This window comes from Blastococcus sp. SYSU D00669 (assembly GCF_054050715.1).
On sequence record NZ_JBJGZV010000048.1, the window covers coordinates 1 to 21,626 of the forward strand.

21 protein-coding genes are annotated in these 21,626 nt (G+C 75.5%); 4 read left to right on the forward strand and 17 right to left on the reverse strand.

All coding sequences use genetic code 11. The annotated features are described in order from the left end of the window. Positions 1-158 precede the first annotated feature (158 nt). Positions 159-380: a hypothetical protein gene (locus tag ACI8AF_RS24035; protein ID WP_456542291.1), complete on the forward strand. Its 222-nt coding sequence runs from the start codon at positions 159-161 to the stop codon at positions 378-380. Between the two features lie 110 nt (positions 381-490). On the opposite strand, the gene ACI8AF_RS24040 is transcribed toward ACI8AF_RS24035, so the two are convergent. Together ACI8AF_RS24040 and ACI8AF_RS24045 are read right to left on the reverse strand one after the other, a co-directional pair. Continuing rightward, positions 491-1,351 carry a lysophospholipid acyltransferase family protein gene (locus ACI8AF_RS24040; RefSeq protein WP_456542292.1) on the reverse strand — a complete coding sequence of 287 codons (861 nt, stop codon included), beginning with the start codon at positions 1,349-1,351 and terminating at the stop codon, positions 491-493. A 9-nt stretch (positions 1,352-1,360) separates the two neighbouring features. Beyond that, entirely contained in the window at positions 1,361-2,536 is a 1,176-nt protein-coding gene (locus ACI8AF_RS24045) for a carboxylate-amine ligase (protein ID WP_456542293.1), read from the reverse strand. A 259-nt stretch (positions 2,537-2,795) separates the two neighbouring features. On the opposite strand from ACI8AF_RS24045, the gene ACI8AF_RS24050 reads away from it, so the two are divergent. Then, the gene (locus tag ACI8AF_RS24050) at positions 2,796-3,638 is read left to right on the forward strand and encodes a hypothetical protein (RefSeq protein WP_456542294.1); all 843 of its coding nucleotides are present in this window, start codon (positions 2,796-2,798) and stop codon (positions 3,636-3,638) included. 7 nt (positions 3,639-3,645) lie between these two features. Here the strand turns inward: ACI8AF_RS24050 and ACI8AF_RS24055 are convergent, their stop codons facing one another. Genes ACI8AF_RS24055 through ACI8AF_RS24070 form a run of 4 tightly spaced genes read right to left on the reverse strand, consistent with a single transcriptional unit; the run spans position 3,646 to position 7,865 of the window. Beyond that, complete coding sequence (locus ACI8AF_RS24055; RefSeq protein WP_456542295.1) at positions 3,646-5,766, reverse strand: intein-containing Rv2578c family radical SAM protein; 2,121 nt, start codon at positions 5,764-5,766, stop codon at positions 3,646-3,648. A 45-nt stretch (positions 5,767-5,811) separates the two neighbouring features. Continuing rightward, the gene (locus tag ACI8AF_RS24060; RefSeq protein WP_456542296.1) at positions 5,812-6,267 is read right to left on the reverse strand and encodes a nitroreductase/quinone reductase family protein; all 456 of its coding nucleotides are present in this window, start codon (positions 6,265-6,267) and stop codon (positions 5,812-5,814) included. Position 6,268: 1 nt separating this feature from the next. After that, a complete protein-coding gene (locus ACI8AF_RS24065; protein ID WP_456542297.1) occupies positions 6,269-6,745 on the reverse strand; it encodes an Lrp/AsnC family transcriptional regulator in 477 nt (158 codons plus the stop codon). Next, positions 6,720-7,865 carry a M24 family metallopeptidase gene (locus ACI8AF_RS24070; protein WP_456542298.1) on the reverse strand — a complete coding sequence of 382 codons (1,146 nt, stop codon included), beginning with the start codon at positions 7,863-7,865 and terminating at the stop codon, positions 6,720-6,722. The genes ACI8AF_RS24065 and ACI8AF_RS24070 overlap by 26 nt, the downstream gene beginning before the upstream one ends. Positions 7,866-7,942: 77 nt before the next feature. Between ACI8AF_RS24070 and ACI8AF_RS24075 the strand changes: the two genes are divergently transcribed. Beyond that, positions 7,943-8,863, forward strand: a complete 921-nt coding sequence (locus ACI8AF_RS24075; protein WP_456542327.1) for a 5'-3' exonuclease — start codon at positions 7,943-7,945, stop codon at positions 8,861-8,863. A gap of 21 nt (positions 8,864-8,884) precedes the next feature. Here the strand turns inward: ACI8AF_RS24075 and ACI8AF_RS24080 are convergent, their stop codons facing one another. The 8 genes from ACI8AF_RS24080 to ACI8AF_RS24115 form a co-directional block, all read right to left on the reverse strand. Then, entirely contained in the window at positions 8,885-9,520 is a 636-nt protein-coding gene (locus tag ACI8AF_RS24080; protein WP_456542299.1) for a DUF4333 domain-containing protein, read from the reverse strand. A 97-nt stretch (positions 9,521-9,617) separates the two neighbouring features. Then, positions 9,618-12,464: a DEAD/DEAH box helicase gene (locus ACI8AF_RS24085; protein WP_456542300.1), complete on the reverse strand. Its 2,847-nt coding sequence runs from the start codon at positions 12,462-12,464 to the stop codon at positions 9,618-9,620. A 90-nt stretch (positions 12,465-12,554) separates the two neighbouring features. Further along, entirely contained in the window at positions 12,555-13,457 is a 903-nt protein-coding gene (locus ACI8AF_RS24090; protein WP_456542301.1) for a diacylglycerol/lipid kinase family protein, read from the reverse strand. 17 nt (positions 13,458-13,474) lie between these two features. Further along, positions 13,475-14,410, reverse strand: coding sequence for a twin-arginine translocase subunit TatC (gene tatC, locus ACI8AF_RS24095; RefSeq protein ID WP_456542302.1), 936 nt, complete (start codon positions 14,408-14,410; stop codon positions 13,475-13,477). 25 nt (positions 14,411-14,435) lie between these two features. Continuing rightward, on the reverse strand, positions 14,436-14,762 hold the full coding sequence (gene tatA / locus ACI8AF_RS24100) for a Sec-independent protein translocase subunit TatA (protein WP_456542303.1): 327 nt from the start codon (positions 14,760-14,762) through the stop codon (positions 14,436-14,438). Positions 14,763-14,837: 75 nt separating this feature from the next. Then, positions 14,838-15,038 carry a hypothetical protein gene (locus tag ACI8AF_RS24105; protein ID WP_456542304.1) on the reverse strand — a complete coding sequence of 67 codons (201 nt, stop codon included), beginning with the start codon at positions 15,036-15,038 and terminating at the stop codon, positions 14,838-14,840. 10 nt (positions 15,039-15,048) lie between these two features. Further along, entirely contained in the window at positions 15,049-16,044 is a 996-nt protein-coding gene (locus ACI8AF_RS24110) for a helix-turn-helix transcriptional regulator (protein ID WP_456542305.1), read from the reverse strand. Then, the gene (locus ACI8AF_RS24115) at positions 16,041-17,021 is read right to left on the reverse strand and encodes a helix-turn-helix transcriptional regulator (protein ID WP_456542306.1); all 981 of its coding nucleotides are present in this window, start codon (positions 17,019-17,021) and stop codon (positions 16,041-16,043) included. The genes ACI8AF_RS24110 and ACI8AF_RS24115 overlap by 4 nt, the downstream gene beginning before the upstream one ends. Before the next feature lie 55 nt (positions 17,022-17,076). On the opposite strand from ACI8AF_RS24115, the gene ACI8AF_RS24120 reads away from it, so the two are divergent. After that, positions 17,077-18,186: a DUF3866 family protein gene (locus ACI8AF_RS24120; protein WP_456542307.1), complete on the forward strand. Its 1,110-nt coding sequence runs from the start codon at positions 17,077-17,079 to the stop codon at positions 18,184-18,186. Here ACI8AF_RS24120 and ACI8AF_RS24125 read toward each other — a convergent pair. The 3 genes from ACI8AF_RS24125 to prcA all read right to left on the reverse strand — a co-directional run bounded on the left by ACI8AF_RS24125 (position 18,141) and on the right by prcA (position 21,622). After that, positions 18,141-19,238 carry an FAD-dependent oxidoreductase gene (locus tag ACI8AF_RS24125; RefSeq protein WP_456542308.1) on the reverse strand — a complete coding sequence of 366 codons (1,098 nt, stop codon included), beginning with the start codon at positions 19,236-19,238 and terminating at the stop codon, positions 18,141-18,143. The two genes, ACI8AF_RS24120 and ACI8AF_RS24125, sit on opposite strands and share 46 nt — an antisense overlap. A 37-nt stretch (positions 19,239-19,275) precedes the next feature. Beyond that, complete coding sequence (gene pafA / locus ACI8AF_RS24130; protein WP_456542309.1) at positions 19,276-20,634, reverse strand: Pup--protein ligase; 1,359 nt, start codon at positions 20,632-20,634, stop codon at positions 19,276-19,278. A 61-nt stretch (positions 20,635-20,695) separates the two neighbouring features. Next, entirely contained in the window at positions 20,696-21,622 is a 927-nt protein-coding gene (gene prcA / locus ACI8AF_RS24135; RefSeq protein WP_456542310.1) for a proteasome subunit alpha, read from the reverse strand. Between the last annotated feature and the right edge of the window lie 4 nt (positions 21,623-21,626).

A 21,626-nucleotide genomic window follows, 5' to 3' on the forward strand; every position in this document is an offset into this window, starting at 1 on the left:
GTGGGGAGGGCGTGGGGGGGGGGGGGGGCGGCGGGGGGGGGGGGGGGGGGCGGGGGGGGGGGGTGCCGGTGTGGGGGGGGGGGGGGCGGGCGGGCCCCCCCCCCCCCCCCCGGCGGTGGTCCCCCGCACCCCCGGGCGGTGCTGCCTACCGTCGGCGCATGCACCGACAGCCGGCCTCCGGGCTGCCCTCCTCCCGCTCCGCCTGCGACCCCGACCGGGTGCGCTACCTCCACCTCGTGGCCTCGGCCCGCGCAGCCGCCGTCCGGCCGGTCGACGTGCAGCAGGTCGCCGACATCGTCCGCGTCACCGTGGACGACGAGGTGGACACCACCACCTTCCGGGCGATCGTCACCGACGTCGCCGGCGACGTCCTGCGCTGACCTGGTGCCGGTGCCGGTGCCGTGCGTCGACCCGGACCGGCTCGACGAGCGCCGGGCCGCGGTCGGGATCGAGAGCTCCGCGGCGAACGCGGCCCGGTGCGGGGCGCCGGTCAGCGGCGGGCGACCAGCTTCCTGAGCCGCGCGACGGGGTGCGGCCGGGGCAGCTTCGCGCGGCGGCCGGCGGCGTCGACGGCGTCCTCCCCGGCGGCCTCCTCCGGCGTCGGCGCCGTTCCGCCCAGGTGGGCCGGCTGCCACCACCGGTCGTCGGGCCCGGACGGCGCGTCGGGGTAGCTGCGCTGCGCCTCGTCCAGCAGCGCCTCCATGGCCGCCTTGGTGCGGCGCAGCAGGGCCTGGGGGCGCTCCCCCGGCCCGGCGACGATCGGCTCGCCGAGGACGACGGTCACCGGGACGCCGCGGCGGAGCACCACCTTGTGCCCCTTGGTGGCGATCCGCTGCCCGCCCCAGACCGCCGCGGGGATGATCGGCACGCCGGCGTCGACGGCCATCCGCGCCGCGCCGGCCTTGAGCTCCTTGACGGTGAAGCTGCGGCTGATCGTGGCCTCGGGGAATACGCCGACCACCTCGCCGTCCTTGAGGGCCCGCACGGCGGACTCGAAGGCCGCCGCCCCGGCCTTGCGGTCGACCGGGATGTGCCGCATGGCGCGCATGAACGGCCCGGCGAACCAGTGCGAGAAGACCGCGGCCTTGGCCATGAAGCGCACCAGCCGGTGCCGCGGCAGCGCCGCGAGGCCGAGGAAGGTGAAGTCGAAGAAGCTGACGTGGTTGCTGCAGATGATCGCGCCGCCGGTGGCCGGCACGTGCTCCGAGCCGCGGACGTCGAACCGGAAGCCGAACAGCCGGAAGACGACCAGGGCCAGGCGGACGACGAACCGGTAGGGCCGGTCGCGGGGATCGGGCGCGGCACCGAAGAGGTCCCGGCGGACGACGTCGCGCGTGCTGGCCGTGTACATGGCCGGACCCTAGCTGCCTTCGGTGAGAGCGGCCTGTGCGGTCCGGGCGGGCTCCCCGGCGGTGACGGCGACGGCGGCCCGCACGACCTCGGCGAGGTCGCCGGAGGACGCGTGGACCCGCCGCTGGAGGTCGGCGCCGGTGCCGTGGGCGAGCAGCCGGGCCACCCCGTGGGCCACCCGTTGCTCGTCGCCGGCGGCGGCCAGCGCCGGCCGCAGGTGCTCCAGCAGCGCCCCGACCACCTCGGCCGCGGGCGCCGGCCGGCCGGTGCGGGGGTGCACCAGCTCGCCGGTCAGCCCGGAGCGGCCGGCCCGCCAGGTGGCCAGCCGGAGCAGCTCGGGGCGGACCTCGGGCACCGGCCGGCCGGCCCGCCACTCCGCGGCGGCGGTGTCGACCAGCCCCCGGACGAGGCCGGTGTGGGTGACCGCGTCCTCCACGCGCAGCGCGACGTCGGCGACGCGCACCTCCACGGTGGGCCACCGGGCCGACAGACGGGCGTCGAAGTAGACCATCCCGGTGTCCACGGCCGTGCCGGTGGCGAGGACGTCGTCGACGAGGCGGTGGTACTCGGCGGCGTCGGCGAAGACGCCGTTCGGCCCGGCCGACGGCCACCGGCTCCAGGACTGCGAGCGGTAGCTGGCGTAGCCGGTGTCGGTGCCGTGCCAGAACGGCGAGTTGGCGGTCAGCGCGGTGAGCACCGGCAGCCAGACGCGGATCCGGTTGAGGACGGCGACGCCCTCCTCGTCGTCGGCCACCGAGACGTGCACGTGGCAGCCGCAGGTGAGCTGCTCGGCGGCGATGCGGCCGAAGACGTCGTGGATGCGCGCGTACCGCTCCCCCTCGCTCGGCACCGGCTCGACGGCCACCGGGGACGTGGCCAGGGCCGCCACCCGGGCGCCGACGGCGCGGGCCGCGGAGTCGGCGCGCGCCCGCCAGGTGCGCAGCTCCCCGGTCACCTGGTCGAGCGTGCGGCAGACCCGGGTGCCCAGCTCCACCTGCTGTGCCTTGAGCTCGGGGACGAGGTGCGCCCCCTCCGCGGCGCCGTCGTCGTCGGCCCGGTCGTGCTGCTCGACGGTCTCGCCCTCGCCCCGCCGCGCAGCCACCTCGAGCGCCTCGGGGCCGAGCGGCACGGGCCGGCCGTCGGGATCGACGACCAGCAGCTCTTCCTCGACCCCGACCGTCCGCACGCGCCCATGATCACCAGAGCTGGGCGACGGCGCAGGACGAGCTCACCCGATCGCGCACCGACGCACCGTTATGCCCAAGTCAGATCTCCCTACTGAGGGAGGCCGGCTGCGCCTGCTCCCCTCGCTCCCCCTCCGGCCGCACCGCGAGCTCCCGCGATTGCCGCCATGGCGCCCGGAGGGCGCCGTCCTGCCGATGTCTACGGCAGAAGCCGACGACCGGAGGTCGCAAAATTGTTGGGGATAACGGTAGAATTGCGGCGTGGCGACGTGGCAGCAGGCCCTGCCGGACATGCCGGCCCCTCCCCCCGAGCGGGCGTGGCGCCGCATCGCGCCGCCCGAGGGCTACGAGGCCCAGTGGCGGCGCCTGGTCGACGCGGCGCTCGAGCTCGGCCTCGGGCCCGACGACCTGGCTGCCACCGGCCTCGACCCGGTCGTCGCGGCCCGCGGCTGGAAGCCGGCCACCGTGGCGCTCTACGGCAAGGTCGCCCGCTACGGCGGGCTGGCCCTGCCCACGGTCCCGACGCCGGAGCCCACACCGCAGACCCTCGACCTGCGCCCGCTCACCCAGATCCGCCGGGAGGACGCCGAGCACCTGCGCACGGTGGCGTGGTGCGCGCTGGCCCTGGGCTGGCCGGGCACCGTGGGGCAGTTCCGCGAGCTGCGCCGCGACCAGGTGCACGCCACCGCCCGTCGGCTGCTGGTGCGCACCGACGACGGCGACTGGGCGGTCCCGGGCGCGCTGACCGCCTGGCACGCCTGGGAGGAGGTCCGCAACCGCTACCCCGTGCTGGCCGCCAGCCCGTGGGTGCTGCCGGCCCTGCGCCGCGGGCCGGGCTTCGGGTCCCGGGTGGGCGGGCAGCTGTCCACGCAGGCCCTGCAGGTCACCTTCGCCAAGCACGCCGTGCGCACCGGCCAGCACCTGCGCGCCACCGCCGCGCCCTCGCGGCGCGCGTGGGCCGAGGCGCTGGCCGCCGAGTACGCCGTGCTGTCCTACGACTCCTACCGCCGGCTGGCGCTGGCGGCGGGTGCGCCGCCGGTCTCCGCCCGCGGCGCGGTGCGGGCCGCCCGCGCGGTCAACCGGCTGCACCGGGTGGCCGGCTGAGGCCGGCTCAGCACAGCGCCAGCTGCTCGGGCGGGTCGGGGCGGTGTACCGCCGGGAGGCTGCCGGCGGGGAACGCGCCCTGCTCGTCGCCGGGCAGCCCGCGCACCGGTCCGCCGTCGACCCCGCGGGCCGAGCCGCCGCGCTGCCGGTCCAGGCCGTGCCTGGCCAGCAGCGGTGCCACCCGGCGGGTCAGCTCGTCGCGGTACTCGGCCGGCACGTAGGCGCCCCGGCGGTAGAGCTGCCGGTACCACGGGAGGAGCTCGGGGTGGGCGCCGGCGAGCCAGGCCAGGAACCACTCGCGCGCCCCGGGCCGCAGGTGCAGCGCCAGCACGGTCACCCCCGTGGCGCCCGACGCGGCCACGGCGGCCAGCGCGGCGTCGAGCGACGCCTCGTCGTCGGTGAGGCCGGGCAGCACCGGTGCGAGGAAGACGCCGCACGGCAGCCCGGCCTCGGTGAGCGTGCGGACCAGCTCCAGCCGCGCCCGCGGGCTGGGCACCCCGGGCTCGAGGGCGGCGTGCAGGTCGTCGTCCCAGATCGCCATCGAGACGCCGAACCCGACCGGTACGTCGCGGGACGCCGCGGCCAGCAGCGGGACGTCCCGGCGGGCCAGCGTGCCCTTGGTCAGGACGGAGAACGGCGTGCCCGAGCGGGCCAGCGCCCGGATGACGCCCGGCATCAGACGGTAGCGGCCCTCGGCCCGCTGGTACGGGTCGGTGTTGGTGCCCATCGCCACGTGCTCGCGCCGCCACGACGGCCGGGCCAGCTCCTTCTCCAGCACCTCGACCAGGTTCGTCTTCACCACGATCTGCGTGTCGAAGTCCTTGCCGCGGTCGAGCTCCAACCACTCGTGCGTCTTCCGCGCGAAGCAGTTGTGGCTGATCACGCCGTTGGCGATGAAGTCGCCGGTGCCGGTCGTGATGTCGTACATCGGCATCTCGATTCCGAGCGGCTCTACGGCCACCACGCCCAGCGCGGCATCGCTCTTGACGGCGACGCCCTCGACCGAGCACTTGCGTCTGATGGCGGGATCCACGAGGTGGATGAACCGCATGTGCTCCCTGAGCCCACCTCGAACCCGGACAGTGGCGAGGCCGTTCGCGAGACCGCGCTGCTCGACGCAGGAGTTGAAGCCGAAGTCCGCAAGCGCCGACTGCGTCCGAGCCAGGATCTCCGCGTCGGTGTTGCTCATCCGCAGCACGCCCTGGCTACGACTGCCCTCGGCATCGAAGATGCCGGCGAGGAAGCCCCGTTGCCAAGCGGGTGAGGCCCGCGTCGGATACTCGATGAGGTCCGCCACGTGCGCGACCGCGGCTGCCGCCGAGGTCCTGATGGCGGCGATGGCCCGACGCTCGGTCGTGGCTGCTGCGAAGTCGAAGCGGTCGGTGTGCACACCTGCCTCTGCGAGGTAGTACTGCGAACGGCGCAGGGCCTCCGTATCCGCGAGGGCCAGGCGGAACCGGTGAACGTCGCCGTGGGTCCGCCCCGCGCGCTCGTAACGGTAGGTCTTCAGGTGGCCGTCGCCCCTGACCATTCCGCAGAGGTAACCGCGTCGGTAGTCGTCGCAGACATCGGCGGGCAACGGCGTCCGACCGAAGCCCATCAACGTGTCGTTCGTCGTCAGGTACGGCCGCTGACCGGGACCCGACATGGCGCCGATCACGTGCTTCCAACCTCGCGACGTGAGGAACCGGTGGTCCCCGCTGGCGACGAGTTCGGTCCCGTCCTCGAGCGTGACCCTGTAGGCCGGCTTCACCGTCGACCAGTGCGCCTCCACGACGGTCGTCACGTAGTGCCGGTAGGTCCCGCGCCGCTCGGTGCCAACGATGTGATCACCCACCGTCAGGTCGGCGATCGCACGCTGCCTCCCGTCGCCCAGCAGGACCTGGGTGTCCCCGCTCAGGCAGTACACGCACGCATGGGCGCATCCCCGGTAGGGGTTGATCGTCCACTGGAACGGCATCTGGGAGCCGGGTGGGACGGCGTTGAGGGCGCTGCGGCTGCGCACCTCGTGCAGCGTCACCCCGGGGAACTCCGGCACCTGGACGCTGCGCAGCAGGCCGCGGATCGAGGGCATGCCGGGCAGCGACCCGTCGTCCACCAGGTCCAGCCGCTGCGCATCCCACCGCATGCGAGCCATCCGAACACACGTTCGAGCGCGTGTCCAGCGCGGCGGTCAGGTGCGCGGCTCGGCCCGGACCAGCACGATCCCGCGCAGCGCCTCGTCCGGCAGCTCGGCGGGCCCGCCGCGCAGGCGCATCGCCCGGGCCCCGCCGGGGATGCCGGCGGTGTAGGTCACGACGCCCGCCCGGCACCGCTCCGGGTCCTGCGCGCCCTCCACGGCGACCGCGCGGGCGGCCACGTGCTCGCCGGCCAGCCACAGCTCCACCTCGCGCGGGCTGCGGAAGTTGCGCCACCAGCGCTTGACCTCCGCGCCGCCGACCCAGATCCACACGACGTCCCCCGCCCGGGCGTAGCCGGCCACCAGCTCGTGCGGCTGCCCGGTGCGGGCGCCGGTGTAGCGGATCACCGCCAGGTGCCGGCCCAGCCGCCGGCCGGCCGCCCGCCAGCGCAGCAGCTGGCGCAGCACCGGGTTGGCGACCCGGTTGGTCAGCGCGTTGCGGAGGGCCATCTCAGATCGGCGGCCGGTGCTCGTAGAACGACGACAGCACCACGGTCGTGCGGGTGGTGACGTTGGCCGCCGCGCGGATCTCCTGCAGCAGCGCCTCGAGGGCGTCCGGCGAGGCCACCCGCACCTTGAGGATGTAGCTCTCCACACCAGCCACCGAGTGGCACTCCTCGATCGCCGTCAGGTGCGCCAGCCGGGCGGGGGCGTCGTCGGGCTGCGCCGCCTCGATCGGTGTGATCGACACGAACGCCGTCAGCGGCAGCCCGAGCTGCTTGGCGTCCAGCGTCGCCCGGTAGCCGGTGATCAGCCCGCGCTGCTCCAGCCGCCGCACCCGCTGGTGCACCGCCGAGACCGACAGGCCGACCCGCTCGGCCAGGTCGGTGTAGCTGGCGCGGCCGTCGCGGGCCAGCGCCGCGAGCAGCGCCCGGTCGACGTCGGCCGAGGCGCTGCCCGGCTCACCCGGGGAGGACGACGAGCTCACGAGGTCCGCCGTTCAGTGTCCGGACGCCGTCCTCGGTGCAGACGACGATGTCCTCGATGCGGGCGCCGCAGCGGCCCGGCAGGTAGATGCCCGGCTCCACGGAGAACGCCATGCCGGGCACGAGCGCCAGGTCGTTGCCCTCGACGATGTAGGGCGCCTCGTGGGTGTCCAGCCCGATGCCGTGGCCGGTGCGGTGGATGAAGTACTCGCCCCAGCCGGCGTCGGTGATCACCCGGCGGGCGGTGGCGTCGATCTCCTGCGCGCTGACGCCCGGGCGGACGGCGGCGGTGGCGGCCGCCTGCGCCCGCTGCAGCACGCCGTACCACTCGGCCACCTCGGCGCCGGGCTCCTCCCCCACCGCGTAGGTGCGGGTGCAGTCGGAGCGGTAGCCAGTCGCCGTCTCCCCGCCGATGTCCACCACGACGACGTCGCCGGCCGCCACGACCCGCCCGGAGACGTCGTGGTGCGGGCTGGCGCCGTTCGGGCCCGAGCCGACGATCGTGAAGTCGACCCCCACGTGGCCCTCGGCGAGGATCGCCGCGGCGATGGCGGCGCCCACCTCGGCCTCGGTGCGGCCGACCGTCAGGAACTCGCCCATCCGGGCGTGCACCCGGTCGATCGCCGCGCCGGCGGCGGCCAGCTCCTCGACCTCGGCGGGGTTCTTGACCATCCGCAGCCGGTCGACGACCGGGTTCGCCAGCTCCAGCGCCGCCCCGGACAGCGCCCGCTGGACGCCGAGCGCGTGCTCGGCCCACGTCCGGGAGCCGACCGCGACGCGGGCGGGGGCCCGGCCGAGGCGGGCGGTCACCGCGGCGGCCAGCAGAGCGAACGCGTCGTCGGTCTCGTCCCAGGCGAGCACGTCCAGCCCGAGCCCGCCGGCCGGGCTCGCGCCGACCATCGGCGCCTCCAGCCGGGGCACGACCAGGAACGGCTCGCCGCGCGCCGGCACGGCCAGCGCGGTCAGCCGCTCCATGGCGTGCGCGGAGTACCCGCAGAGGTAGCGCAGGTCGGAGCCCGGGGTCACGACGACGACGTCGAGACCGAGCTCCCCGGCGATGTCGCGCGCGGCGTGCAGCCGGTCGGTGCTCACCAGGCCGGGCGGAACGACGACGGATCCCACGTCCGGCAGCCAACCACACGGAGGAGGAGATCTCCGCAGCCGTTACCAGCCCGCTACCGTCCGCTGGCGTGACCACCATGCTGCTGGACGCGGCCAGCCTCTACTTCCGGGCCTTCTACGGCGTCCCCACCAGCGTCACCGCGCCCGACGGGCGGCCGGTGAACGCCGTCCGCGGGTTCCTCGACATGACCGCCCGGCTGGTGACCGCGCACCGGCCGAGCCGGCTGGTGGCCTGCTGGGACGACGACTGGCGGCCGCAGTTCCGGGTGGACGCGCTGCCGTCGTACAAGGCGCACCGGCTGGCGCCCGACGGCGCCGAGGAGGTCGTGCCCGACGAGCTGTCGCCGCAGGTCCCGGTGCTGGTCGACGTGCTCGCCGCGGCCGGGATCGCCCGCGTCGGCGCCCCGGGCTTCGAGGCCGACGACGTCATCGGCACGCTGGCCACCCGCGCCCGCGGGCCGGTCGACGTCGTCACCGGCGACCGCGACCTGTTCCAGCTGGTCGACGACTCCCGCGGCGTGCGGGTGCTCTACACCGCCCGCGGCATCAACGACATCGAGGTGGTCGACGAGGCGGCCGTGCAGAGCAAGTACGGCATCCCGGGACGGGCGTACGCCGACTTCGCGGTCCTCCGCGGCGACCCCAGCGACGGCCTGCCCGGCGTGGCCGGGGTGGGCGCGAAGACCGCGGCGGCGCTGGTGACGGCGTTCGGGGACCTCGCCGGCATCCGGCGGGCGGTGGCGAGCACCGTCGTCCCCAAGCCCCCGCTGACCGGCGCCGTCCTCAAGAAGCTGCTCGCCGCCTCGGACTACCTCGACGCCGCGCCGGTGGTCGTGGCCGTGGAGCGGAACATCGACCTGCCGCCGGTCGAGGGCGAACTGCCGACGGCGCCGGTCGACCCGGGGACGCTGGCGGCGCTGGCCGAGCGGCACAACCTCGAGTCGCCGCTGCGCCGGCTGGGCGCCGCCCTGGGCTGGCCGGCGGACGCGCTCGACTGAGCGGGCCCGCCGGCCGGCGGGTCAGGACTCCGACCAGGTGTACGCCGGCGGGTCGGCGTCCTCGTCGGTGATCGTGATGGTCAGCGTGACGTCCTCGCCGTCGGCGGTGGTGCCGCTGCACGAGTAGGTGGCGCCGTTCTCCACCTTCATGTCGTCGTCGCAGGTCAGGTCGACGGCGACGCCCTCGCGCTGCTCGAACTGGCTCTGCACGTCGCTCGCGGTGGCCTGCGGGTCGAGCACGGTGGAGCCGAGCGTCAGCGGCAGGATCACCGCGGCGGCGACGATCACCAGGGCCAGGACGACCAATCCGACGATCAGCCCGGTCTTCGACTGCTTCTGCTGGCCGTAGGGCGAGCCGTACTGCTGCCCCGGCTGGCCGTACTGCGGCTGCCCGAACTGCTGGCCGGGCTGGCCGTACCCGCCCTGCTGGGGCTGGCCGTACTGCGGCCCGGGCTGCCCGTACCCGCCCGGCTGCGCCTGGCCGTACTGCGGCTGCCCGTACGGGCCGGGCTGCCCCGGCTGGCCGGGCTGCCCCGGCTGGCCCGGCTGGCCATAGCCCTGCCCGTACCCGCCCTGCTGCGGCTGGCCGTACTGCCCCGGCTGTCCGTACTGCCCGGGCTGTCCCGGCTGGCTGCCACCCTGCGGTGGGTAGGTCATCGTCGCTCCTGGTCGCGCTCTCTCCGGTGCCTGCGTGCGCGCAGGCGTGGGGATTGTGCCCTACGGATGCGTTCCGGAAGGGCAAGCGCGTCGCAGGTCAGCCGCCGACCGCGACCGCGACCACCCCGCGGCGCACCCGCTCGACCGCCTTGCGCGCCACGGCGGCCACCGGCTCCTCGGCCACCTTGCCCAGCTGGTCGAGCAGGTCGACGAGCTGGCGGGCCCAGCGCACGAAGTCGCCGCCGGAGAGCTCGGTGCCGGCCATCTCGGCGCCGGCGAGCACCCGGTCGAGGCTCTGCCCGTCGGCCCACCGGTACGCCGCCCAGGCGAAGCCGAGGTCGAGGTCGCGGGTCAGCGGCACGCCGTGGTCGGACTCGACCTCCTCCAGGCGCAGCCGGATGCGGCGCATCTCGGCGATCGCGCCGGCCACCTTGCCGGCGGGCACGGCCGGCTGGCCGGGGGTCTCCCGGCGGGCCTCGAACACCAGCGCGGAGACGGCGGCGGCGAGCTCGGCGGCGCCCAGGCCGCGCCAGGCACCGGCGCGCAGGCACTCGGCGACGAGCAGGTCGGCCTCCGACCAGATGCGCGCCAGCCGGCGGCCCTCGGCGGTGACGACCGGGACGTCGTCCACCGCGGGGACGACCTCGGTGTCGGCCTTGACCAGGGGTGCGGTCTCGGGCACCAGGTAGCCGAGCTCCTCGAGGACGTCGCAGGTGCGGTCGAACTGCCGGGTCAGCGAGCCGGTGCGCTCGGCCATCCGGTGCTGCAGGGCGTCGGCCTCCTTGACCGCGCGGTACCAGCGCTCGGCGAGCCGGACCTTCTCCTCGCGGTCGGGCAGGGAGTGCACCGGGTGGGCGCGCAGCGCGCGGCGCAGGTCGGCCAGCACCGGGTCGTCGGCGGCGGCCGAGCGGCCCTTCACCCGGCGGGCGCCCAGGTCGTTCTCCAGCCGGGCGTTGCGCAGCGTCGAGGCGAGGTCGCGGCGGGCGTGCGGGCTGCGGTGGTTGAAGTTCTTCGGCACCCGCACCCGGGCCAGCGCCGTCACCGGGGTCGGGAAGTCGACCGCCGAGAGCCGGCCGGACCAGCGGTCCTCGGTGAGCACCAGCGGCCGGGGCTCGGCGAGGTCGGTGACCCCGGGGTCGAGGACGACGGCGAGGCCCTGCCGGCGGCCCGAGGGCACGCGGATGACGTCGCCGATCCGCAGCGCGGCGAGGGCCTCGGCGGCCTCCTGCCGGCGCTTGGCCTGCGAGTCGCGCGACAGCGCCTTCTCGCGGTCGGCGATCTCCCGGCGGATCTGCGCGTACCCGGCGACGTCGCCGGCCTCCGACGCCATCTCCTCGGCCCACCGCTCGGCGTCCTTCTCGTGCCGGGCGGCGGAGCGGGCCAGGCCGACCACCGACCGGTCGGCCTGGAACTGGGCGAAGGAGGAGGCCAGCAGCTCGCGGGCCCGGGCGCGGCCGAACGAGCCGACCAGGTTGACCGCCATGTTGTAGCTGGGCCGGAACGACGAGCGCAGCGGGTAGGTGCGGGTGCTGGCCAGCCCGGCGACCAGCTCGGGGTCCATGCCCGGCGCCCAGACGACGACGGCGTGCCCCTCGACGTCGATGCCGCGCCGCCCGGCCCGCCCGGTCAGCTGGGTGTACTCCCCCGGCGTCACGTCGACGTGCGCCTCGCCGTTCCACTTGACCAGCCGCTCCAGGACGACCGTGCGGGCCGGCATGTTGATGCCCAGGGCGAGGGTCTCGGTGGCGAAGACCGCCTTGACCAGGCCGCGGACGAAGCACTCCTCGACGGTCTCCTTGAACGCGGGCACCAGGCCGGCGTGGTGGGCGGCGAGCCCGGCGAGCAGGCCCTCGCGCCACTCCCAGAAGCCGAGGACGTGCAGGTCCTCCTCGGGCAGCGAGCCGGTGCGCTCGTCGACGATCTGCGCGATCTCGGCGCGCTCGGCCTCGTCGGTCAGCCGCAGCCCCGACCGCAGGCACTCGCTCACCGCCTGGTCGCAGCCGTTGCGGGAGAAGACGAAGGTGATCGCCGGCAGCAGCCCGGCCCGGTCCAGCCGCTCCACCACGCTCGACCGCGACGGCGGGCGGTAGCGGGGGCGGTGGCTGAACCCGCCGCCGCGGCGGCCGTTGCCGCCGCCGTCCCACCCCTCGACCCGCCGCTCGTGCTCGCGGACGAAGCGGACCAGCTCGGGGTCGACGACGGAGGCGCCGCGCTCGCGGGTGGACCGGGCGCGGGGCTCCAGCCCCTGCTCCCCCGCGTGCGCGGCCGGGCGGAGGCTGAACAGGTCGAACACCCGGCCGCCGACCAGCATGTGCTGCCACAGCGGGATCGGCCGGACCTCGCTGACCACCACCTTGGTGTGGCCGCGGACGGTCACCAGCCAGTCGGCGAACTCCTCGGCGTTGCTCACCGTCGCCGACAGCGAGACCAGGGTGACCGACTGGGGCAGGTGGATGATCACCTCCTCCCAGACCGCGCCGCGGAACCGGTCGGCGAGGTAATGCACCTCGTCCATGACCACGTAGCCGAGGCCGTCGATCGCCGGGGAGTCGGCGTAGAGCATGTTGCGCAGCACCTCGGTGGTCATCACCACCACCGGGGCGTCGCCGTTGATGGCGTTGTCGCCGGTGAGCAGGCCGACCTGCTTCTCGCCGTAGCGGTCGACGAGGTCGTTGTACTTCTGGTTCGACAGCGCCTTGATCGGCGTCGTGTAGAACGCCTTGCGCCCCTCGGCCAGGGCCTTGTGGACGGCGAACTCCCCGACGACGGTCTTGCCGGCGCCGGTCGGCGCGCAGACCAGCACGCCGGCGCCCTCGTCGAGGGCCTCGCAGGCCTCGACCTGGAAGGGGTCCAGCGAGAAGCCGAGCTCGGCGGAGAAGTCGGCGAGCGTGGGGTGGGCGGTGCGCCGCCGTGCGGCCGCGTACCGCTCCGCAGGGCTGGACATGTCCTCCACGTTAGGCGTCCGCCGTCGGACCGCGCCGTGTGGTCGTCCCCCGCGCCGCACACCGCGCGGCCGGCGGCCACGCGGGACGGGTCAGAGGGGGCGGGCCGCGGTGCGGCCGGCGCCGACGACGTGGACGGCGCCGGCGACGCACTCCGCGGTCACCGGCAGCGGCGCCACCGGCTCGCCGTCGGCGTAGGTGGTGACCCCGGGCGCGGCCAGCTCCACCCGGCGGGCGCGGTGCACCGTGACGGCGGGGTGCGCGACGTGCGTGCCCGCGGTGAGCAGCGGACGGGAGCGCACCAGCTCGCGGCGGGACACCGGGCCGAGGACGGTGACGTCGAACAGGCCGTCGGCCGGGTCGGCGCCCGGGCACACCCGCATGCCGCCGCCGTACCACGGGGTGTTGCCGACGGCGACCAGCGTGGCCGGCACCGTGGTCCGCTCGCCGTCGAGGGTCAGCGTGAGCTCGTGCGGCCGCAGCCGGGCCAGCTCGGCGAGGATCGCCACGTCGTAGCGGCGGCGCCCGCGCGGCCAGCGCAGCCGGTTGGCCCGGTCGGTGACCGCCGAGTCGAAGCCGCAGCAGAGCACGGTGGCCCACCAGCGGTCCCCGGTGCGCCCGGCGTCCACGGTCGTCGTCCGCCCCTCGGCGAGGTCGGCGGCCGCCGCGTGCGCCGCGGCGACCGGTTCGACCGGGACGCCGAGGGCCAGCGCCAGGTCGTTGCCGGTGCCGGCGGGCACGACCGCCAGCGGCGTGGTCGTGCCGGCGACCGCCTGTAGGGCGGCGTGCGCGGCGCCGTCCCCGCCGACCGCCACCACGGCGCCGGTGCCGGCGGCGACGGCCTCGGCCGCCTGCTGCTCCGCCGCGGCGCGGGTCGTGGCCGGGAGCACCCGCGGCTCCAGGCCGGCGGCGCGCAGCGCGCCGAGGACGCCGTGCGCGGCCGCGCGCGCCCGGCCCCGGCCGGCGGCAGGGGGGACGAGGACGGCGACGTCCACCGGCGGGTCGGCGGCGCTCAGCCGCGCGTCGACGTCGGCTGGTCGACGCCGGCCGGCTCGTCGAGCCGGGAGGGGTTCGCGTCCAGCGACGAGGGGTGCGCGTCCAGCGGCGAGGCCTCGTCGTCGGACAGGTCGTGGAAGTGCTCGGCGGCGTCGCGGCGGGCGCGGCGCCTGTCGACGACGCGGGCGATCTGGATGGCGACCTCGAACAGCACGCACATCGGCAGCGCCATCAGCAGCATCGTGAACGGGTCCTGCGTGGGCGTGACGAACGCGGCGAACACGATGGTGAGGAAGAAGATCCAGCGCCGGCTCTTCTTCAGCACCGCGTAGGACAGGACGCCGACCAGGTTCAGCGCCACGGCGAGCAGCGGCACTTCGAAGCTGACGCCGAAGGCCACCAGCAGGGAGATGACGAACCCGATGTAGTCCTGCGCGGTCAGCGCGACCACCACGCCGTCCCCGGCCAGGCTCAGCAGCAGCCGCAGGCCCGCCGACAGCGAGATGTAGGCGAGCACCGCGCCGAGGGCGAACAGCAGGCTGGAGACGGCGACGAAGACGATGCCGTAGCGCTTCTCGTTGCTCTTCAGGCCGGGGGTGACGAACGCCCACAGCTGGTAGAGCCAGAACGGCGCGGAGACGACCACGCCGGCGATGAAGGCGATCTTCAGGCGGATCAGCGCGCCGCCGAAGACGTCGGTGACCAGCAGCCCGCAGCCCTCGCCGGCGTCGCCGTAGCGCAGGTCGTCGGGCAGCCCGCAGTAGGGCGCCCGGATGAACCCACCGAGGCCGTGGTCGTACCACCAGAAGCAGATGGCGGTGCCGATGAGGATGAACAGCAGCGCGACGGCGATGCGGTTGCGCAGCTCCTTGAGGTGCGCGATCAGCGACATCGTCGCCGCCGGATCCCGCGGCGGACGGCGCCGTCGGCGCGGCCGGGCCCCCTCGCTCACGTCGGTCGTCGTCCCTCCGGGACGGTCAGGGGCGGCCGTCGCTCACGCGGGCCTGCTCGGCCCGCGCGCGCAGCTCCGCGGCTCGCGCCTCGGCGGCCCTCGCCTCGGCCTCGGCGGCCTCGGCGGCCAGCCGGCTGGAGAGGTCGCCGGACGCCGGGGTGGCCGGCGGCACGACCTCGCCGGTGACCGGCGTGGTGGTGGCGGCGTCCCTGGTGCGGACGTCGTCCTCCTTCATGCCCTTCATCTCCCCCTTGAAGATGCGCAGCGAGCGGCCGAGCGAGCGGCTGGCGTCGGGCAGCTTCTTGTACCCGAAGAGCAGCAGGACGGCCAGGACGATCAGTCCGATCTCCACGGGGCCGAGGTTCATCGGGTCCTCCAGGGGTGGGCGGGCAGGGGCGATGCTACGCCGCGGTGGGGCGCGGACCGGTCAGTCGGACGCCCCGCCGCGCGCCTCGGCGGCGCGGGCGGAGGTCTGCTGGACCTGTTCGAGCACGGGCCGCAGTTCGCGGTCGAGCGCCTCGGCCTCCCGGCCCAGCCGGCGCAGCGCCCCCAGGGTCAGGTACGCCAGTGAACCCAGGACGACCAGCGCGAGAACGCCGACGGCGATCCAGACGACCAGCAGCAGCACGGGACCGACCCTAGCCAGCCGGGCTGGGTGCCGGCTGGGCGTCGTCGGTGTACCGGCGCAGCGCCGCCCGGGCGTCAGCGGCGACCTGCGCGGCCAGCTCGGCCGGCTCGTCGACCGTCGCCGCGCCGCCCAGGAAGGACACCAGCCGACGGGCCCAGGCCAGGTCGGCGGTGCGGACGGTGACCGCCAGGCCGCCCGGCGGGTCGTCCACCTCGCGCACGTCCTCCACCGGGTAGTACTCGGCCACCCAGCGCGCGCCGTGCGCCAGGCGCAGCCGGACGACCGGCGAGCCGGGGGCGGGCTGGTAGACGCCGCCCTCGACGTCGCGCTCGTGGGCCTGCGGGGGCGGGGCGGCCGGCTCGTCGAGCACCTCGACGTCGTCGACGCGGTCGAGCCGGAACAGCCGCACGCCCTCTGCGCGGCGGCACCACGCCTCGAGGTACCACTTGCCGTCGACCAGCAGCAGCCGCATCGGGTCGACGGTGCGCTGGGTGCGCTCGTCGCGGGTGGGCACGTAGTAGGTCAGGTGCAGGGCCCGCTTGCGCTCCAGGCCCTCGCGGACGACGGCGAGCGCCTGCTCGCGGGCGTCGACGCTGACCGCCACCGGGGTGACCCGCTCGGCGGCGTGCCCGGCGGCGCTGGACACCTTGGCCAGCGCGCGGCTGACCGCGTCCCGCTCGGCCAGGCCGGGCAGCTCCAGCAGCGTGCGCAGCGCGACGATGAGCGCGACCGCCTCGTCGGTGGTCAGCCGCAGCGGGCGGACCATGCCGGCGGCGAAGACGACCTTCACGCGGTCGCCCTCGAAGGAGAGGTCGATGAGGTCGCCGGGCCCGTAGCCGGGCAGCCCGCACATCCACAGCAGCTCGAGGTCGCGGCGCAGCTGCCGCTCGGGCACCCCGAAGTCGCGGGCCGCCTCGGCCAGCGGCACCCCCTCGGGCCGGGCCCGGAGGTACGGCACGAGGGTGAGCAGCCGGGTCATCCGGTCGGCGGTCGACGGGGTGCTCATGCCGCTCCCCCGTCCATCGCCGCCAGCCGGGTGAGCCGCTCGACCACGGCCCGGCGCACCTCCGCCGGGTGCTCGACCACGACGTCGGCGCCGAACGAGGCCAGCTGGTCGGCCAGCCCCTGCGGGTCGGCGGTGCGCAGCTCGAGGCGGTCGTCGCCGTCGTCGGCCGGGCCCAGGGAGGTGGCCCAGCGGCGCAGGCCGATCGCCGTCCCCGGCCGGGCCCGGACGACGACGAGGTGCTCCTCCCCCGACACCTGGCCGGCGACGATCTCGGCGAGGTCGACGTCGGGCGGCGGCTCGAAGGCGTCGGGCGGGCCGACGACCGACGGGGTGCCCACCACGCGGGAGAGCCGGAACTGCCGCGGCGCCTGCCGGTCGAGGTCGAAGCCCACCAGGTACCAGCGGCCGTGCCAGGCGACGACGCCCCACGGCTGGACCCGGCGGCGGGCCGGGGTGGTGTCCTCGGGACGGCGGTAGTCGAACTCCAGCACCCGCCGGTCGCGGGCGGCGGCGTAGGCCGGCTCGAAGGCGGGCTCCCCGGCGTCCAGCCGCGGCTGCAGCGGGATCGCCCGGCCGGTGTCGACGTCCAGCCCGGCCGCCTTGAGCTTGACCAGCGCGCTGTGCGCCGCGCCGGCCAGCTGCGCGGATTCCCACAGCCGCAGCGCCAGCCCGACGGCGGCGGCCTCCTCGCCGGTCAGGGTGATCTCGGGCAGCTCGTAGTCGGCGCGGGCGATGCGGTAGCCGTCCTCGGTGTCGAAGACGCTGGTGCGGCCGGTCTCCAGCGGCACGCCCATCTCGCGCAGCTCGGCCTTGTCCCGCTCGAACATGCGCTTGAACGCCTCGTCGGCGCGCTCGGTGCCGTCGTCGGGCTCGTAGCCGGGCACCGTGGCCCGGATCCGCGCTGCGGTCACGTACTGGCGCGTGCCGAGCAGGGCGATGACCAGGTTCACCAGTCGCTCCGCGCGCTTCGCCGCCACGCGCCCAGGCTAGTCAGAGACGGCGCGCGGCGAGCGGCCTGGCTAGCCTGCCTGCGTGAGCACACCGGGGGGATCGCGGATCCGATGGCGCCGGGGCCGGGTGACGGCCACCGGCAAGGCTTGGCGCGACGCGCTCGAGCTCACCGTCGAGGTGCCCGACGACGGCGAGATGAGGGCGCTGGCCTACCCGTCGCTGGTGGGCACGCCCGAGGTCGGGGACGACGTCCTGCTCAACACGACCGCCTGGGCGCAGAAGCTCGGCACCGGCGGCTACGCGCTCGTCGTCGCCGTCCCCGACCGGCTGCCGCCCGACCCCGACGGGCCGGGGCACCTGGTCAAGGCGCGCTACACGCCGCTGCAGGTGACCGTGCAGGGCGTCGACGAGCAGGAGACCGAGCACCACGCGGCGATCGCCGACGCCGAGGACCTGGGCGGCATGCCGGTGGTCGTGGCCGACCTGCACTCCGCGCTGCCGGCCGTGCTGATCGGCGTGCTGGCCACCGACCCCGACCTCAAGGTCGCCTACGTCATGACCGACGGCGGCGCGCTGGTCGCCGGCTTCTCCCGCACGCTGCACGCCCTGGCGCCCTCGCTGGTCGGCGCGGTGACCGTCGGCCAGGCGTTCGGCGGCGACCTGGAGGCGGTCACGCTGCACACCGGGCTGCTGGCCGCGCGGCACGTCCTGGGCGCCGACGTCGCGATCGTCGCGCAGGGGCCGGGCAACCTGGGCACCGGGACGCCGTGGGGCTTCTCCGGCGTCGCGGCCGGCGAGGCGTGCAACGCGGTGACCGTGCTGGGCGGCGAGGCGATCGGCGCGCTGCGGATCTCCGAGGCCGACCCGCGGCCGCGGCACCGCGGCGTCTCGCACCACTCGCTGACCGCGTTCGGGCGGGTGGCCCTGGGCGGGGTGACCCTGGTGGCGCCGCGCGGGCTGTCCTCGGAGCTGGGCGGGCAGATCGGCGAGGACCTCGCCGGCCAGCCCGAGCGCAACGAGGTCGTCTGGGTCGACACCGACGGCCTCGACGCCGCGCTGAAGCTCTCGCCGGTCCCGCTGTCGACGATGGGCCGCGGGCTGGAGGAGGACCGCGCCTACTTCCTGGCCGCGGCGGCGGCCGGCCGCTATGCCGCGCTGCGGGTGCCGGTGCCCGAGGAGGGGCCCTCCTGACCTGACGGCCGCAGCAGCCGGCGGAGCTCGCGGGCGGCCGCCTGCCCCGCCCGGTTCGCGCCGATCGTGCTGGCCGAGGGGCCGTAGCCGACCAGGTGGATCCGCGGCTCGCCGGCCACGTGCGTGCCCTCGAGCCGGATGCCGCCGCCGGCCGAGCGCAGCCGCAGCGGCGCCAGGTGCCGGACGGCGGCGCGGAACCCGGTCGCCCACAGGACGACGTCGGCCCGCACCTCCCGGCCGTCGTCCCAGGCCACGCCGTGCTCGGTGAGCCGGTCGAACACCGGCAGCCGCTCCAGGGCACCGCGGTCGAGGGCGTCGCGGACCCACGGGGTGACGACCAGGCCGGTGACACCGACGACGCTGCCGGGTGACCGGCCCTCGCGCACGGCCGCCTCGACGAGCGCGACCGCGGCGCGGCCGTCCTCCTCGCCGAACGGTCCCTCGCGCCAGACCGGCGGCCGCCGGGTGACCCAGGTGGTGGTGGTGACCTGCGAGATCTCGCCCAGCAGCTGCACCGCCGACGCCCCGCCGCCGACCACCACCACGTGCTGCCCGGCGAACTCGGCGGCGTCGCGGTAGTCGACGGTGTGCAGCTGCCGGCCGGCGAAGAGCTGCTGGCCCGGGTAGCGGGGCACGAACGGCGCGGTCCAGGTGCCGGTGGCGTTGACCAGCGCGCGGGTGCGCCACTCCCCCGCATCGGCGACGACCCGGAAGCGGTCGCCGGGCGCGCGGCGGACCGCCTGGACGCGGACCGGGCGCAGCACCGGCAGCGCGAAGCGGCGCTCGTAGTCGGCGAAGTAGGCGGGGACGGCGTCGCGGGCGGGCGCGGTGTCGTCGGCCGGCGCGAAGGCCAGCCCGGGCAGGTCGTGCACGCGGTGGGTGCCGGACAGCGTCATCGAGGCCCAGCGGTGCTGCCACGCGCCGCCGGGGCGGTTCCCGGCGTCGAGGACCACGTGGTCCTCGTGCGGGACGAAGCCCTGCCGCTGCAGCGCCCAGGCGGTGCTCAGCCCGGCCTGGCCGGCGCCGATCACCACCACGTCGACGTCCCTCACGGCCGGTTGAACGCTCGACCGGCTGCCGGGCTTCCGGCTACATCGAGGCGATCAGCTTGTCCACGCGCTCGTCGACGGCCTTGAACGGGTCCTTGCACAGAACTGTGCGCTGGGCCTGGTCGTTGAGCTTGAGGTGCACCCAGTCGACGGTGAAGTCGCGGCGCTTCTCCTGGGCGCGGCGGATGAACTCCCCGCGCAGCCGGGCCCGGGTGGTCTGCGGCGGCACGTTCTTGGCCTCGAAGATGCGCGGCTCGTGGGCGACGCGGTCGACCTGGCCGTTGCGCTCGAGCAGGTAGTACAGCCCGCGGGTGCGGCTGATGTCGTGGTAGGCGAGGTCCATCTGCGCGATCCGCGGGTGCGACAGCGGCAGGTCGCGCTTGGCCCGGTAGCGCTCGATGAGCGAGTACTTGGTGGCCCAGTCGATCTCGCGGTCGATGAGCGAGAGGTCCTCGCTGTCGACGGCCTTGAGCACCCGGCCCCACAGCTCGAGCATCTGCCGGTGCACCGGGCCGAAGCCCTCGCGGTCGGCGTACTCGACGGCGCGGCTGTGGTACTCGGTCTGGATCTCCAGCGCCGACATCTCCCGGCCGTTGGCCAGGCGGACCTTGCGGCGGCCGGTCATGTCGTGGCTGATCTCGCGGATGGCGCGGATCGGGTTCTCCAGCGTCATGTCCTTGACCGGCACGCCGGCCTCGATCATCCGCAGCACCAGGTCGGTCATGGTGACCTTGAGCAGCGTCGTCGTCTCGTTCATGTTCGAGTCGCCGACGATCACGTGCAGCCGCCGGTAGCGCTCGGCGTCGGCGTGCGGCTCGTCGCGGGTGTTGATGATCGGGCGGCTGCGGGTCGTGGCGCTGGAGACGCCCTCCCAGATGTGCTCGGCGCGCTGGCTGACGCAGTAGATGGCCCCGCGCGGGGTCTGCAGCACCTTGCCGGCGCCGACGACGATCTGCCGGCTGACCAGGAACGGGATGAGGACGTCGGCCAGCCGGCTGAACTCGCCGTGCCGGCCGACCAGGTAGTTCTCGTGGCAGCCGTAGCTGTTGCCGGCCGAGTCGGTGTTGTTCTTGAACAGGTAGATGTCGCCGACCACGCCCTCCTCGGACAGGCGCTGCTCGGCGTCGACGAGCAGCCCCTCGAGGATCCGCTCGCCGGCCTTGTCGTGGACGACGAGCTCGGTGAGGTCGTCGCACTCGGCGGTGGCGTACTCGGGGTGGCTGCCGACGTCGAGGTAGAGCCGGGAGCCGTTGCGGAGGAACACGTTGGAGCTGCGACCCCACGAGACCACCCGCCGGAACAGGTAGCGGGCGACCTCGTCCGGGGACAGCCGGCGCTGGCCGCGGAAGGTGCACGTGACGCCGTACTCGGTCTCGATGCCGAAGATCCGTCGGTCCACGGTCCGAGACTAGGCGCCCCCGGCGACGGAAGTCGGGACGAAGCGCGCGGAAGAGGACGGCTCAGTCCGTGGCGTCGTCCGACCGGCCGTCGGTCCCGCCGCCCGCGCCGTCCTCCGGGACCTGCTGGGGGCCGCTGCCCTCGCCGCCGCCCTCCGTGCCGCCGGCGGTGTCGGCCGCGGCGGGGTCGCCGAGACCGGCCGGGGTGCCCGGCATCGGCACGCTGGGCCGCGGGGCGGCGGTGGCGCCCTCGGGCGCCTCGGGGGCCGCCGCGGGCTCCTCGCCGAGGAGCCGGCGCAGCGCGGCGCCGACGACGCGGCGGAAGGCCCGCTTGGGACGGCGGCGGTCGAGGACGGCGACCTCGAGCTGCTCGGCCGAGAGCTGGCTCGGGCCGCCGTTGCCGGCGCCGGCGGTGACCGGGCTGACCGCCGACAGCGCCCGGACGCCGACCTTGAGCGCGTCGGCCAGGCCCATGCCGGGGAGGAAGTGCTCGCGCAGGTGACCGGTGACCGCCTCGGCCTGGCCGCCCATGACCACGAAGTCGGGCTCGTCGACGATGGAGCCGTCGAAGGTCAGCCGGAACAGCTGGTCGTCCTCGGGGGTGCTGCCGACCTCGGCGACGCAGAGCTCGACCTCGTAGGGCTTGGTCTGCTGCGTGAAGATCTCGCCGAGGGTCTGCGCGTAGGCGTTGGCGATCACCCGGCCGGTGACGTCGCGGCGGTTGTAGGAGTAGCCGCGGACGTCGGCCAGCCGGACGCCGGCCACCCGGAGGCTCTCGAACTCGCTGTAGCGGCCGACCGCGGCGAAGCCGATGCGGTCGTAGAGCTCACCCACCTTGTGGAGGGTGGAGCTGGGGTTCTCGGCGATGAACAGCACCCCGTCGGCGTAGGTGACGACGGCGACGCTGCGGCCGCGGGAGATGCCCTTGCGGGCGTACTCCGAGCGGTCGCGCATGAGCTGCTCGGGCGAGGCGTAGTACGGCATGGTCATGGCG